This window comes from Streptomyces sp. NPDC007264, from assembly GCF_042869095.1.
In the GTDB taxonomy this organism is placed as follows: Bacteria; Actinomycetota; Actinomycetes; order Streptomycetales; family Streptomycetaceae; genus Streptomyces.
This window is the reverse complement of the sequence record NZ_JBIAFD010000008.1, coordinates 241245-255324: the sequence shown is the minus strand read 5'-3', so window position 1 is coordinate 255324 and position 14080 is coordinate 241245. Positions and strand designations below refer to the sequence as shown.

Genomic DNA, 14080 nt, shown 5'->3' with positions numbered 1-14080 from the left:
GGTGAGCACCGGCACGTGCCCGCAGGCAGTGACCGGGAACGGATGGTCAATTTCCGGTTCCGGTCGCTCGGTTGGCGGACGATCAGTAGCCTCTGCTCGAACACCGGATCGCCACATCGCCGCCTACGTCTTGGAGAACTGCATGGAGCGCCCCGCCTGGGCCCCACGGAGTATCGACATCTCCGTGCCGAGCGTGTCCCGCATGTACGACTTCTACCTGGGCGGATCGCACAACTTCGAGGTCGACCGGGAGGCCGCGCGCCAGGCGATGGAGTTCATGCCGGGCCTCCCCAAGATCATGCAGGCGAACCGGGCGTTCATGCGCCGCGCGGTGCGCTTCGCCGCCGAGGAGGGCATCACCCAGTTCCTCGACATCGGTTCGGGCATCCCCACCTTCGGCAACGTCCACGAGGTGGCACAGCGGGCACACGCCGGTGCGCGCGTCGTGTACGTGGACCACGACCCGGTGGCGGTCGCGCACGGCCAGGCCGTCCTGGAGGGCAACGAGCACACCGACGTCGTCGCGGCCGATCTGCTCAAGCCCCAGGACATCCTGGCGAGCCCTCAGGTGGAGCGGCTGATCGACCTGAACCGTCCGGTAGCCCTCCTCCTGGTTGCCATACTGCACTTCGTGGAGGAAGCGGGCGACCCGTACGGTGCGGTGGGCGAGTTGCGCGACGCGCTCGCCCCGGGCAGTCTGCTGGTCCTCACGCATGCCTCGTACGAGGGGATCCCGCTCCCGCAGGAGCGCGCCGAAGGCGCTGTCGACGTGTACAAGAACATCCGCAATCCGCTGATCATGCGCTCGCGCGAGGAGATCGCGCGGTTCTTCGAGGGGTACGACATGGTGGAACCCGGGCTGGTGCCGATGCCGATCTGGCGGCCCGACACGGCGCCCGAGGACGAGGATCCGTATTCCTTCTCGGGGTTCGCCGGCGTGGGGCGCTCGGCGTGACCGCGGAGCCGGGCGGGCCGGAGGACAGACTGCGCAGGTTCGCGACCATCTGGAGCCGGGCGGTCTTCCCGGCGACCTCGACGTCGCTGACCCGGCCCGAGTTCGAGGAGCATCTGCTGCCGCTGGCCCGGCGGCTGCGCGACGCGCTGCGGGCCAGGGCCTTCGACGCCGCCGCGGCCCGCGGGATCGGCGCGGCGCTCATCGACGCGCACTGCACCGATCCCGAGACGCTCAGCCGCACCCTCGACTGCGTCGACGCCTACCTCGTGCTCTACTGCGGCGACCCGGACGGCCCGGCGGAGGCGCAGGAGGCCCTGCGGACCCGATGCTCACGGATGCAGCACGCGATGGCCGCCGGGTTCGCGGAGGCCCTGCGGGAACGCACGCTGGCCGAGCAGGAGGCGATCTCCCGCGCCGCCCTCACCGCCCAGGGCGTGGTGGCGCAGGCCCTGCACACCAGCGAGGCCCGCTTCCGCGCCGTCTTCGAGGGCGCGGCCATAGGGATCGGCATCGCGGACCTCGACGGCAACGTCCTGGAGGCCAACGGCGCGCTGCTGCGCATGTTCGGCGGCTCGGAGAACCTGGTGCGCGGCCGCAACGTCGCCGAGTGGACGCACCCGGACGACGCGCCGCAGGTGTGGCGCCTGTACGAGGAACTCGTCCGGGGCGAGCGCGAGCACTACCACGTCGAAAAGGCCTTCTACCGGCCTGACGGAACGGTTCTGTGGACCAACCTCACGGTGTCCCTGCTCCGGGACGCGGACGGGTGCCCGCAGTATCAGCTCGCCCTCATGGAGGACACCACCGAGCGGCGGCTGCTCAACCTCCGACTGCGGTACGAGGCCACGCACGACGCGCTCACCGGACTGCCCAACCGCACGCTGTTCTTCGAGCGCCTGGAGAAGGCCCTCGCGGCGGGCGAGGGGCAGCGGTTCGGGCTGTGCTACCTCGACCTCGACGGCTTCAAGACCATCAACGACAGCCTCGGGCACGCGGCCGGCGACCGGCTGCTCGTCGAGGTCGCCGACCGGCTCCAGGCGTGCGCCACCGCGCCCGGTGAGATGGTGGCGCGCCTGGGCGGCGACGAGTTCGTGGCGCTGACCACCGGGCCCGACACCGAGCGCGGGGTCGACGAACTCGTCGGGCGCATCATGAACGCGCTGGTCACCCCGATCGGCATCGACGGGCGCGAGCTGACCGTGCGCGGCAGCATCGGCATCGTGGAAGGCCCGGTCGGGGAGCGCGGCCCGGCCGAGGTGCTGCGCAGCGCCGACATCACCATGTACCGCGCCAAGTCCGCGGGTGGCAACCGCTTCGAACTCGCCGACCCCGAGGCCGACGCACGCGCCATCACACGGCACGGGCTGACCACGGCGCTGCCCACCGCGCTCGACCGCGGCGAGTTCTTCATCGAGTACCAGCCGCTGGTGCACCTCGGCGACGGCACCGTGCGCGGCGCCGAGGCCCTGGTGCGCTGGCTGCATCCGCAGCACGGCGTGCTCGGCCCCGACCGCTTCATCCCGCTCGCCGAGCGCACCGGGCTGATCGTGCCGCTCGGCAAGTGGGTCCTCGAGGAGGCGGTGCGGCAGGCCCGCGCATGGCAGGAGAGGCACGAGCCGACGGGTCCGCTGCGCGTCAACGTCAACCTCTCGCCGTGCCAGCTCACCCATCCCGGGCTGGTGTCGGACACCGTCGACATCCTGGAGCGGTTCGGCCTCGAACCGGACGCGCTGTGTCTGGAAGTCACGGAATCGGCGCTCATCGGCGCGGACGACGACCTGCTCAAGCCGCTGCGGCGACTGGCCGAGATGGGCGTGGACATCGCCCTCGACGACTTCGGCACGGGCTACTCGAACCTCGCCAACCTGCGCAGGCTGCCGGTGCGGATCCTGAAGCTGGACCGTTCCTTCACCCAGAGCATGCAGCAGTACCCGGCCGACCCGGTCGACCTGAAGATCGTCGAGGGGATCGTCTCCCTCGCCCACAGCCTGGATCTCGCCGTCACCGTGGAGGGCGTGGAGACCGGCGCCCAGGCCGAGCAGTTGCGCATACTGGGCTGCGACACGGCCCAGGGCTGGTACTACGCCCGCCCCGGGCCGCCGGACCGGCTGCACCAGCTGGCCCTGGTGGACGCGACGGGCTGACACGGCCCGCGGCGGACGGTACGGCGGACGGGCGGCCGACGGCGTCACCGCTCCGGGGAACCCCCCGCGGCAGCCGGCGTTCAGTGCTCCAGCAGCATGCGCTGCAGTTCCCTGGCCGCCCGCGGCGGAGCCACGTCGCTGCGGTGTGCGAGGGCGATCGTGCGGTGCAGCCCCGGCCGGGCCAGGGGCGTGACGCGCAGTCCGCGACCGGACCGGGTGGCCACCATGCGCGGGACCACCGCCACGCCCAGCCCGGCGCGTACGAATCCCAGCACCGCGTCCATCTCGCCGCCCTCCACCGCGAACTCCGGCTCGAAACCCTCGGCGCGGCACGCGGCCACGGTCAGTTCCCTCAGGTCGTAGCCGTGGCGGAACATCACCAGACGCTCGCTCTCCAGGTCGGCGACGCGGACCGTGCGCCGTCCGGCCCCGGGCCGCGGCGCGTCGGGGGAGGACACCACCACCAGGTCCTCGCGCAGCAGCTCCACGGTGGTCAGCGCGGGGGAGGGGGTGGGCAGGGGGAGCACGACCAGTGCGAGGTCGAGGGCGCCGCGCGCCAGCTCCCGCACCAGATCGTGCGAGCCACCCTCCTCGATCAGCAGCCGGATGCCGGGATAGCGGTCGTGGAAGGCGCGCAGTACCTCCGGCAGCAGACCCGTGCACACGCTCGGCGTGGCGCCCAGGCGCACCCGGCCGCGGCGCAGCTGCACCAGCTCCTGCACCTCGTGCCGGGCCGTGTCCGCGTCGGCGAGGATGCGGCGGGCCAGCGGCAGCAGCGCCTCGCCCGCGTCCGTGAGCGTGATGTTGCCGCGTGCCCGCCGGAAGAGATCCGCCCCGAGCTCCCGCTCCAGCGCCTTGATCTGCTGCGACAGCGACGGCTGGGCGACATGGACCAGATCGGCGGCGCGGGTGAAGTGCCGGGTCTCGGCCACCGCCACGAAGTACTGGAGCTGCTGGAACTGCACCCTGTCAGCATAGGGCCTGCCTATCGAAACCAGCCGGACCATGTCTTGGACCGATGGGGACCTTCGGCCCTAGCGTTCTGACCCATGGCTCTGGCAACGCGGACGGACCGACGGCCGTCCATGGCACGCACCGTGTGGGACAGCACCGTCGGCAAGAAGACAGTGATGGCGGTCAGCGGCCTCATCATGCTGCTGTACCTGCTCGCCCACATGATCGGAAACCTGAAGATCTACTTCGGGGCGGGCGAGTTCAACCACTACGCCCACTGGCTGCGCACCGTCGGCGAACCGTTCATGCACTACGAGTGGACGCTGTGGCTGATCCGCGTCGTCCTGGTCGCCGCCGTCGTCGCGCACGCCGTCTCCGCGTACCAGCTCAGCCGCCGCGACATCAAGGCGCGCCCCAGCAGGTACGTGCACAAGCGTCCACGGGCGAGTTACGCCACCCGCACCATGCGCTGGGGCGGGGTCATCCTCGGCCTCTTCATCGTCTGGCACCTCCTCGACCTGACCACCGGCACCGTGCACTCCGGCGGCTTCCAGGAGGGCCACCCGTACCAGAACGTCGTCGACACCTTCTCCACGTGGTACGGCAACGTCGTCTACATCGTGGCGATGCTCGCCCTCGGCCTGCACATCCGGCACGGCCTGTGGAGCGCGGCCCAGACCCTCGGCGTGGGCAGCCGCACCCGCGACCGCGCCCTCAAGACCGTCGCCGACGTCCTCGCGCTGCTGCTCACGGCCGGGTTCATCGCCGTGCCCGTGGGCGTCATGACCGGAGTGGTGAGCTGACATGACCGCATCCCCTGAGTACACGGACTACGTGACCGGCGCGCCGGTCACCGACACCAAGGCCCCGTCCGGCCCGATCAACGAGCGCTGGGACAAGCGCCGTTTCGAGGCCAAGCTGGTCAACCCCGCCAACCGGCGCAAGCACACCGTGATCGTCGTCGGCACCGGCCTCGCCGGCGGCTCCGCGGGCGCCACACTCGCCGAACAGGGTTACCACGTCGTCCAGTTCTGCTACCAGGACTCGCCGCGCCGGGCGCACTCCATCGCCGCGCAGGGCGGCATCAACGCCGCCAAGGACTACCGCAACGACGGCGACTCCATCCACCGCCTCTTCTACGACACCGTCAAGGGCGGTGACTTCCGGGCACGCGAGTCCAACGTCCACCGCCTGGCCCAGATCTCCGTCGAGATCATCGACCAGTGCGTGGCGCAGGGCGTCCCCTTCGCCCGCGAGTACGGCGGGCTCCTCGACACCCGCTCCTTCGGCGGCGTACAGGTCTCGCGCACCTTCTACGCCCGCGGCCAGACGGGCCAGCAACTGCTGCTCGGCGCGTACCAGGCGCTGTCGCGGCAGATCGCGGCCGGCAACGTCGAGATGCACCCGCGCACCGAGATGCTCGACCTGATCGTCATCGACGGACGGGCCCGCGGCATCGTCGCCCGCGATCTGGTCACCGGCAGGATCGACACGTATGTCGCGGACGCGGTCGTCCTGGCCTCCGGCGGCTACGGCAACGTCTTCTACCTGTCGACGAACGCCATGAACTCCAACGCAACCGCGATCTGGCGGGCGCACCGTCGCGGCGCCTACTTCGCCAACCCCTGCTTCACGCAGATCCACCCGACCTGCATCCCGCGCACCGGCGACCACCAGTCCAAGCTCACCCTGATGAGCGAGTCGCTGCGCAACGACGGCCGGATCTGGGTGCCCAGGGCCAAGGGCGACACCCGTCCGCCCAACGAGATCCCCGAGGACGAGCGCGACTACTACCTGGAGCGGATCTACCCGTCCTTCGGCAACCTCGTGCCCCGCGACATCGCCTCCCGCGCCGCGAAGAACGTCTGCGACGAGGGCCGCGGCGTCGGCCCCGGCGGCCAGGGCGTCTATCTCGACTTCGCCGACGCCATCCGGCGCATGGGCCGGGGGAAGGTCCAGGAGAAGTACGGCAACCTCTTCGACATGTACGAGCGGATCACCGCGGAGAACCCGTACGAGGTGCCGATGCGGATCTACCCCGCGGTGCACTACACGATGGGCGGCCTGTGGGTGGACTACGACCTGCAGACCACGATCCCGGGCCTGTTCGCGATCGGCGAGGCCAACTTCTCCGACCACGGGGCGAACCGGCTCGGCGCCTCCGCGCTGATGCAGGGACTCGCCGACGGCTACTTCGTCCTCCCGTCGACGATCAACGACTATCTGGCCCGCAACCCGCACCAGGAGGAGATCACGGCCGAACACCCCGCGGTCCGGGAGGTGCTGACCGAGACACGGGACCGGATCGCCGGGCTGCTGTCCGTCGACGGCGACCGCACGCCCGACTCCTTCCACCGCGAGGTCGGCGAACTCATGTGGGAGTTCTGCGGCATGGCCCGTACGGACGCCGGACTGCGCAAGGCCCTGGAGCGCATCCCGCAGATCCGCGAGGAGTTCTGGCGGCGCATCAAGGTGCCCGGCACCGGCGAGGAGTTCAACCAGTCGCTGGAGAAGGCCAACCGGGTCGTCGACTACCTGGAACTCGCCGAGCTGATGTGCCTGGACGCGCTGCACCGCAGCGAGTCCTGCGGCGGCCACTTCCGCGAGGAGTCCCAGACCCCGGACGGCGAGGCGGCCCGCAAGGACCACGCGTTCGCCTACGCGGCCGCCTGGGAGTTCACCGGCACCGGAGAGGCCCCCGTCCTGCACAAGGAAGACCTGGTCTTCGAGTACGTCCACCCCACTCAGCGGAGCTACGCATGAAGCTCACCCTGCGCGTCTGGCGGCAGAAGAACGCCGACGCCGACGGCGCGATGTCCACGTACGAGGTGGACGGAGTCTCGCCCGACATGTCCTTCCTCGAGATGCTGGACACCCTGAACGAGGAGCTCATCCTCAAGGGCGAGGACCCGGTCGCCTTCGACCACGACTGCCGCGAGGGCATCTGCGGCGCGTGCTCGCTCGTCATCAACGGCGACGCGCACGGCCCCGAGCGCACCACCACCTGCCAGCTGCACATGCGGTCCTTCAAGGACGGCGACACGATCGACGTCGAACCGTGGCGGGCCTCGGCCTTCCCGGTCGTCAAGGACCTCGTCGTCGACCGTTCGGCCTTCGACCGCATCATCCAGGCCGGCGGCTACATCACCGCCCCGACCGGCGCGGCGCCCGAGGCCCACGCCACTCCCGTACCGAAGGCGGACGCCGACTTCGCGTTCGAGCACGCCGAGTGCATCGGCTGCGGAGCCTGCGTGGCCGCCTGCCCGAACGGCGCGGCGATGCTGTTCACCTCGGCGAAGATCAACCACCTCAACGTCCTGCCGCAGGGCGCCCCCGAGCGGGAGACCCGCGTGCTCGACATGGTGGCGCAGATGGACGAGGAGGGCTTCGGCGGCTGCACGCTCACCGGCGAGTGCGCCACCGCCTGCCCGAAGGGCATCCCGCTGGTCTCCATCACCGCCATGAACAAGGAGTGGCTGCGCGCGACCCGCAAGGCGGGCCGCCGCTAGTGCTGTGACCGGGAAGGTTCACCGGCTCGCGACGCCCGGCACGGCTCCCCCACGCTCGGCTGCGCTCGCGCGGGAGGGGCCCCCACCGCCGCGTTGTCGCATCACCCGCGTACATCCGGTACGCGGGCGACACTCCGCCTTGCGATGCTCCCCCGCAGCCCGAAGGGCGCGGGAGGTGCCCCCGGCACCGGACGCCGCGAGCTTCCGGCAAACCTTCCCGGCCACAGCACCAGCCGGAGGACTCGGCGCCGCCGGGACGGGGCGGCGCCGCAGGCACTTGTCCGCCGGCAGGGGCGGACGGGCGGGACCGGGCAGTGGTGCTCACGCCCGGTCCCGTCGGCATGCACGGCGCCGGCGGGCTCCCGCGGGCCCCCGCCCCGCCGCCGTACGGGCGGGGTGGTCCGCGGGCCGGTGACCGAGCCGTTCAGCAACCTCACACTCCCTCTCTCTGCACCGGTCACGCACCGGTCAGCCGGCATCGGCAGAACTAGGGCGTGTTTCGACACGCCCCAGGACGGCGGACCGCACGACACCGGTCTGCCGCTCCCGCCGAACCGGCCCGTGACCAGGAGAGAGCCATGACCGGCGTTTCCACCCTCGCCAGCGCCCCACCGACCGCGGCACCGACCCGCTACACCGTCACCCTCGCCCGTGACGAGGCCGACGTCCGGGCTGCGCAGCGGCTGCGCCACGACGTCTTCGCCGGGGAGATGGGCGCCCTCCTGTCCACTCCGCAGCCGGGCCTCGACGTCGACGCCTTCGACGCGTACTGCGACCACCTGCTGGTCCGCGACACGGTGAGCGGCCAGGTCGTGGGCACCTACCGGCTGCTGCCGCCCGAGCGGGCCGCGGTCGCCGGGCGGCTCTACTCGGAGAGCGAGTTCGACCTCGGCCCGCTCGCCGGGATCCGCTCCGGCCTCGTCGAGGTCGGCCGCTCCTGCGTCCACCCCGACCACCGCGACGGCGCGGTCATCGGGCTGATCTGGGCGGGCATAGCCCGCTACATGGTGCAGGGCGGCCACGAGTGGCTGGCCGGATGCTGCTCCCTGCCGCTGGCCGACGGCGGCGCGCTCGCCGCGGGCGCGTGGGAGCGGGTGCGGGCCAGGCACCTGGCTCCCGCCGAGTACCGCGTACGGCCGCTGCTGCCCTGGCAGCCCGGGGTCGCGGCCCCGGCGGGGCGCACCGAGCTGCCTCCGCTGCTGCGGGGATACGTCCGCCTGGGCGCCTGGGTCTGCGGGGAGCCCGCCCACGACCCGGACTTCGGCGTCGCCGACCTCTACGTCCTGCTGTCCATGCGCCGGGTGAACCCGCGCTACCTGCGGCACTTCCTCTCGCTCGTCCCGGCGTGATGGCCACGCCCCGCAGTGGTACCGCGCAGGTGTCCCGGATCGGTGCGGTTCTGCGGCCGCGCCGCGGCGTGCCGGTGCTCGAGGGCCCCGGCACGGGCACGGGCCTGCCGCCGGCCGACCCCGCCGCGCCCACCGCACGGCCGGCCCGGCCGCCCGCCGTCGTCCCGGTGAGCGCGTGGCTGCCCAGCGCGCCGTGCTCGCCGCGGTCCTGCGTGGACGCCACGGCGTCGGTGGCGGCGGCGCCGCGCGCCGTGCTCCGGCTGGCAATCGTCCTCGCGCTGCTGGTCACCGGGATCGTGTGCGTCCCGGCCGTCGGCCGGCTCTCCGGCGCCCCGCGCGAGCGGATCATCAGGGCCTGGTGCCGGACCGTCGTGCGCGCCGCGGGCGTCCGGGTGCGGATCGACGGGGCCGCCCCGCCGCGCGGCGGTCTGCTGATGGTCGCCAACCACATCTCCTGGCTGGACGTCCCGCTGCTCGCCGCCGTCCGCCCGGGCCGGATGCTCGCCAAGGCCGAGATCCGGCGGTGGCCGGTCGCCGGCGCGCTGACCGCGCGCAGCGGCGCGCTCTTCATCGACCGGGACCGGTTGCGGGCGCTGCCCGGCACGGTCGCCCGGATCGCGGACGGTCTGCGCGCCGGGTCGGCGGTCGTGGTCTTCCCCGAGGGCAGTACCTGGTGCGGCCGGGCGCAGGGCCGCTTCCGCCGGGCGGCGTTCCAGGCGGCGCTGGACGCGGACGTGCCCGTGCAGCCGGTGCGGCTGCGCTACCGGTGCGACGCGGGACCGGCGAGCACCGCGCCCGCGTTCGTGGGCAGCGACTCCCTGCTGACGTCCCTGTGGCGGGTCGTGTCGGCACGCCGGCTCGTGGCGGAGGTCCGGGTCATGCCGGTGCTCGCACCGGACGCCGGCACCGACCGGCGTGCTCTCGCCCGGGCCGCCGAGCGGTCCGTGGGGCTGCGGACGGCACTGCGCACCGGGACGACCGCACGGCACGCGGAGACGTGAACTCCCCGGCGCGCCGGGGGAGATGACGGCGCGATCCCCGTCCGGCCGCGCCCGCGTCATTGCTACGGTTCACCGGTGTCCGAAACCTCATCCGAAACATCCCCCGCGTCCTCGCGGGACACCGCCGAGGGCGCGGGCTGGGGAGCCGCGGAACCCGGCGGCTACCGCGCCTTGATGCCCCGTCAGGTGGAGCGGCTGTCCTGGCTCGACCCGCGCACCCTGTGGGCGGCACGCAACGGCGTGCTGGCCTCCTGGTTCGGGGACCCCACCGGGGCCACCCGCGGCCGCTGGGTGCGGCAGCGCGAAGCGGCGGGCTCACCCGCGGACAAGGTGATCCGACGGGACGACCCGGACCGCTTCTCCTTCATGGTGCTCGGCGACACCGGCGAGGGCGACGACCCCCAGTACGCCGTGGTGCCCGGCTTCCTGCAAGCCGGGCAGGACACGAGGTTCGCCGTCGTGGCCAGCGACGTGATCTACCCGGTGGGCGACACCGCCGACTACGGCACGAAGTTCTTCCGGCCGTACCGCGACTACCCGGCCCCCGTCTACGCGATACCCGGCAACCACGACTGGTACGAGGACCTGCACGGGTTCATGCGCGTCTTCTGCGACGCCGGTCCGCTCGCCGCGGAGCCCGCGCCGCGCCCGCTGACGCGCGCCTGGCTGCGCGCGCTGCTGTGGCACGAACCGCACCCGGTGGACGAACAACGCCTCGCCGAGGCACGGACGTTGCGCTCCGCCCCGGCCCAGCGGGCACTCCAGCCCGGCCCCTACTGGGCGATCGACGCCGGGCCCGTCCGCATCATCGGGATCGACACCGGCCTGCTCGGCACCGTCGACGCCGAACAGGGCCGCTGGCTGCGCGAGGCGGCCCGGGGGCCCCGCCCCAAGATCCTCGTCACCGGCTCGCCGCTCTACGTGGACGGCGAGCACCACCCCTGTCCCATCGACGGCGGCGGCACGGTCGACGACATCGTCCGCGACCCCGCCCACCACTTCGTCGCGGCGATAGGCGGTGACATCCACAACTACCAGCGCTACCCGGTGGACGTGGACGGCCGCACGATCCAGTACGTGGTCTCCGGCGGCGGCGGTGCGTTCATGCATGCCACGCACACCATTCCGCGGGTGTCCGTCGCGAACGTCACGGAGCGGGACTTCCGCTGCTATCCGCTGCGCGGCGACTCCCTGGCCTTCTACAGCAGGCTCTACGGGCGCCGGCTGCGACTGCGGCGCTTCTTCACACTGACCGAGGCGGAGGCGACCGCCGTGGTCGCCGAGCGCCTGGGCATGCCCCCGACCCGCACCCCCGGCACGCCCGCCCGGATCACCCTGCGCACCCGTCTCGTGGCCGCCCTGCTGGGCGCGGGCGGCCGCCCGGACCGTACGTCGCGGTTCCGGCTGCCCGTGCGGAAGATCTACACCCGGCTCTTCTCGCCGGGTTCGGCCACCTACAGCCCGCCGTTCTTCAAGAGCTTCCTGCGCCTGGACGTCACCCCCGAGGCGATCCGGCTGCGCTGTTTCGCGGCGACCGGCAACCTGCCCCAGGAGCACCGGCCGCCCGTGGAGGACGACGTGACCATCCGCCTGGCGTGAGCCAGGGGCGGGCGTCGCGGCCGGAGCGGGAAGGGTGACGCGCCCCGCCCTTGCGCGAGAACCGGCGTTCTCCTACCGTGGTCCTCGATGGAGAACGGCCGTTCTCGCTCTCGGCCGGCCACTGCGGTCCGGCGCCCCGACCACACGGAGACGATGTGACCCACGACGCGCGCCCCCCGTTCCCGCCCTTCACCCGTGAGACCGCCGTGGAGAAGGTGCGGCTGGCGGAGGACGGCTGGAACTCCCGTGACCCGGAGAAGGTCGCGCGCGCCTACACGGCGGACTCCCGCTGGCGCAATCGCGCGGAGTTCGTCCACGGCCGCGACGAGATCGTCGGCTTCCTCACACGCAAGTGGCGCCGCGAGCTCGACTACCGGCTCATCAAGGAGTTGTGGGCCTTCACCGACGACCGCATCGCCGTCCGGTTCGCCTACGAGTGGCACGACGACGCCGGCACCTGGTTCCGCTCGTACGGGAACGAGAACTGGGAGTTCGACGAGAGCGGCCTGATGCGGGTCAGGCACGCCAGCATCAACGACCTCCCCATCCGGGCGTCGGAACGGGCCTACCACTGGCCCCTCGGGCGCCGCCCCGACGACCACCCCGGCCTCAGCGACCTCGGGTTCTGAAGCGCCGACGGGGGCCGACCGGCGGTACCGCGGCGCAGTTCGGGCGGGCGTGACTCCGGGCTGACTCCGCACACGCCGTCAGCAACGCGTCAAGGGTGCTCGGGCGGTCGTCAGGGCTCCGTCAAGGGAGGGGGCGTACGGGCAGGACAGGGGGTTTCCTCGAACCGTTCCCCTCACGTCCCGCCTCACTCCAGGAGTCCACGATGGCCGATCTGGCCTTCGTCGTCACCACGCTCGCGGTGTTCGCACCGGTGGCTCTCGTCGCCAGGGGGGTGACGAAGCTGTGACCGCCGAGAACATCGTCGGCCTGGTCGTGGCCGTCGCCCTGCTGGGTTACCTCGTCCTCGCCGGTGTGCTCCAGTTGCTCGCGCTCGTCGCGGCGCTGGCGCTCGCCCACGTCCCCCTCGGCGACTACATGGCCAGGGTCTATTCCTCCGACCGGCACTGGCGCGTCGAGAGATGGATCTACCGCGGCATCGGCGCCGACCCCGACACACAGATGCGCTGGCCGGCCCATCTGCGCGGCGTGCTCGCCTTCTCCGCGGTCGGCGTCCTCTTCCTGTATCTGCTCCAGCGGATCCAGGGCGTGCTCCCGCTGTCGATGGGCTTCAAGGCCATCGACCCCGACCAGGCGTTCGATACCGCGGCGTCCTTCGTGACGAACGCGAACTGGCAGTCGTACGCCGGCGAGCAGGCCATGGGCCACGTCGTGCAGACCGCCGGACTGGCCGTGCCGTGACGTCCTCCGGTTCCGGCCTGGACCCGGACATCTCCCCGCAGTACGCCGAGATCCAGGTCCACCGGGTCGCCGCGAGGAACGGCCTGCCCGTCGCCGCGGTGGAGAGACTGGTCGGGCAGCACACCGAGGGACGCACCCTCGGCTTCATGGGCGAGCCCCGTGTGAACGTCCTCGAACTCAACATCGCGCTGGAGGAACTCGTAAGGAGGAGCTGACGGCGACACGCGGGGATCGGTGCCGCCCCGGCGCGGCCGTCAACCTCACGTCCCGGTTACGGATCCCTCAACCGCTGGTGTCGGTGCGGTGAGAACACGACGATGGGGTCATGACTCTGGCCCAGCGTGCCCTGGAGCGGCTCGAGGGCTGGCCCGACCTCACGGCGGCGCCGGCCAGTTGCGGTACCGGGCACGCACTTCGCTCCGCGCTCAACGAGATCGTCCACCTCCACTCCGGCCACGAGGCGGACGTCCACCTCACCAGCCGGGCCATCCGGCGCTTCTCCGGCAACCTCGCGGAGTCGACGGCCATCCGCGTGGTGCCCGGCTCTCGTTGGGTGACCGTGCGCCTCGACTGCGACACCGACGTCGACCTGCTGATGAGCCTGGTGAGCATGGCCCTCCAGGCCCACCAGGCGTGGCCTTCGTCCGCGAGTCCCGCTCCTTCGGAGTGCAACTTCCTTCGCGTCACGGTGCTTCCGTGGCCGTGAAGGCGTCGGCAGCGGCCGCGGGCGGAGTCCGGCGGCCCGCTCAGGCCCCGCGGGGTCCGGCCCCGTCCGCGGGACCGATCACCGCGATGGTGCCCTGGGCCACCGCGCACAGCGTCTCCACGCCCGCACCGTCGACGGTGGACACGTCGCAGCGGCAGACGACCCTGGTGCGGCCGGCCCGGATCACCCGGGCGCGGGCGCGGAGCACCTCCCCCTTGGCCGGCCGCATGTAGTCGATGGTGAGGCCGGAGGTGATCAGCCCGGTGCCGGCCGCGGCGCCGGCCGCGAACGTCAGCGCGTTGTCCGCGGCATAGGCGAGCACACCGCCGTGGACGAAGCCGTACTGCTGGCGCAGATCATCGCGGATGTCCAGTTCCAGCGTGGCCGCGCCCTCTCCGAAGGCCACCAGCCGCGCGCCGAGCAGCATGCTGAAAGGCTGCGCCTCCAGCACCTTCCGGGCCATTGTCACGTCGCGAACGTCACTCACGAGCACCT

At 72.2% G+C, this 14080-nt stretch carries 12 protein-coding genes and 2 pseudogenes; 12 read left to right on the top strand and 2 right to left on the bottom strand.

Going from position 1 to position 14080, the window contains the following annotated elements:
* The first annotated feature begins 142 nt into the window (after window positions 1-142).
* The gene (locus ACFYMU_RS16545) at window positions 143-955 is read left to right on the top strand and encodes an SAM-dependent methyltransferase (RefSeq protein WP_388373337.1); all 813 of its coding nucleotides are present in this window, start codon (window positions 143-145) and stop codon (window positions 953-955) included.
* Complete coding sequence (locus ACFYMU_RS16540; RefSeq protein WP_388373336.1) at window positions 952-3099, top strand: putative bifunctional diguanylate cyclase/phosphodiesterase; 2148 nt, start codon at window positions 952-954, stop codon at window positions 3097-3099. The genes ACFYMU_RS16545 and ACFYMU_RS16540 overlap by 4 nt, the downstream gene beginning before the upstream one ends.
* Window positions 3100-3179: 80 nt before the next feature.
* Here ACFYMU_RS16540 and ACFYMU_RS16535 read toward each other — a convergent pair whose 3' ends face one another.
* Window positions 3180-4064 (bottom strand): LysR family transcriptional regulator, encoded by an 885-nt coding sequence (locus ACFYMU_RS16535; protein ID WP_388373334.1) that lies wholly within the window; start codon window positions 4062-4064, stop codon window positions 3180-3182.
* A gap of 120 nt (window positions 4065-4184) precedes the next feature.
* On the opposite strand from ACFYMU_RS16535, the gene ACFYMU_RS16530 reads away from it, so the two are divergent.
* The 10 genes and pseudogenes from ACFYMU_RS16530 (at window position 4185) to ACFYMU_RS16485 (ending at window position 13585) form a co-directional block, all read left to right on the top strand.
* Window positions 4185-4856: a succinate dehydrogenase gene (locus ACFYMU_RS16530; RefSeq protein ID WP_388373534.1), complete on the top strand. Its 672-nt coding sequence runs from the start codon at window positions 4185-4187 to the stop codon at window positions 4854-4856.
* Window position 4857: 1 nt separating this feature from the next.
* Window positions 4858-6816, top strand: a complete 1959-nt coding sequence (locus ACFYMU_RS16525; RefSeq protein ID WP_388373332.1) for a fumarate reductase/succinate dehydrogenase flavoprotein subunit — start codon at window positions 4858-4860, stop codon at window positions 6814-6816.
* Window positions 6813-7562, top strand: a complete 750-nt coding sequence (locus ACFYMU_RS16520) for a succinate dehydrogenase/fumarate reductase iron-sulfur subunit (RefSeq protein WP_388373330.1) — start codon at window positions 6813-6815, stop codon at window positions 7560-7562. The genes ACFYMU_RS16525 and ACFYMU_RS16520 overlap by 4 nt, the downstream gene beginning before the upstream one ends.
* Window positions 7563-8140: 578 nt before the next feature.
* Window positions 8141-8911, top strand: a complete 771-nt coding sequence (locus ACFYMU_RS16515) for a GNAT family N-acetyltransferase (RefSeq protein WP_388373328.1) — start codon at window positions 8141-8143, stop codon at window positions 8909-8911.
* Between the two features lie 167 nt (window positions 8912-9078).
* Window positions 9079-9912 carry a lysophospholipid acyltransferase family protein gene (locus ACFYMU_RS16510; RefSeq protein ID WP_388373532.1) on the top strand — a complete coding sequence of 278 codons (834 nt, stop codon included), beginning with the start codon at window positions 9079-9081 and terminating at the stop codon, window positions 9910-9912.
* A 75-nt stretch (window positions 9913-9987) separates the two neighbouring features.
* Complete coding sequence (locus ACFYMU_RS16505) at window positions 9988-11511, top strand: metallophosphoesterase family protein (RefSeq protein ID WP_388373326.1); 1524 nt, start codon at window positions 9988-9990, stop codon at window positions 11509-11511.
* Window positions 11512-11666: 155 nt separating this feature from the next.
* A complete protein-coding gene (locus ACFYMU_RS16500; protein WP_388373325.1) occupies window positions 11667-12140 on the top strand; it encodes a DUF1348 family protein in 474 nt (157 codons plus the stop codon).
* 328 nt (window positions 12141-12468) lie between these two features.
* Window positions 12469-12873, top strand: a pseudogene (locus tag ACFYMU_RS16495) (potassium-transporting ATPase subunit KdpA); the annotation flags it as partial.
* Window positions 12873-13094: pseudogene (locus tag ACFYMU_RS16490) on the top strand (potassium-transporting ATPase subunit C); the annotation flags it as partial. The pseudogenes ACFYMU_RS16495 and ACFYMU_RS16490, both read left to right, overlap by 1 nt.
* Before the next feature lie 110 nt (window positions 13095-13204).
* On the top strand, window positions 13205-13585 hold the full coding sequence (locus tag ACFYMU_RS16485) for a luciferase family protein (RefSeq protein WP_388373323.1): 381 nt from the start codon (window positions 13205-13207) through the stop codon (window positions 13583-13585).
* Between the two features lie 40 nt (window positions 13586-13625).
* Here the strand turns inward: ACFYMU_RS16485 and ACFYMU_RS16480 are convergent, their stop codons facing one another.
* Entirely contained in the window at window positions 13626-14048 is a 423-nt protein-coding gene (locus ACFYMU_RS16480; protein ID WP_388373530.1) for a PaaI family thioesterase, read from the bottom strand.
* Window positions 14049-14080 lie beyond the last annotated feature (32 nt).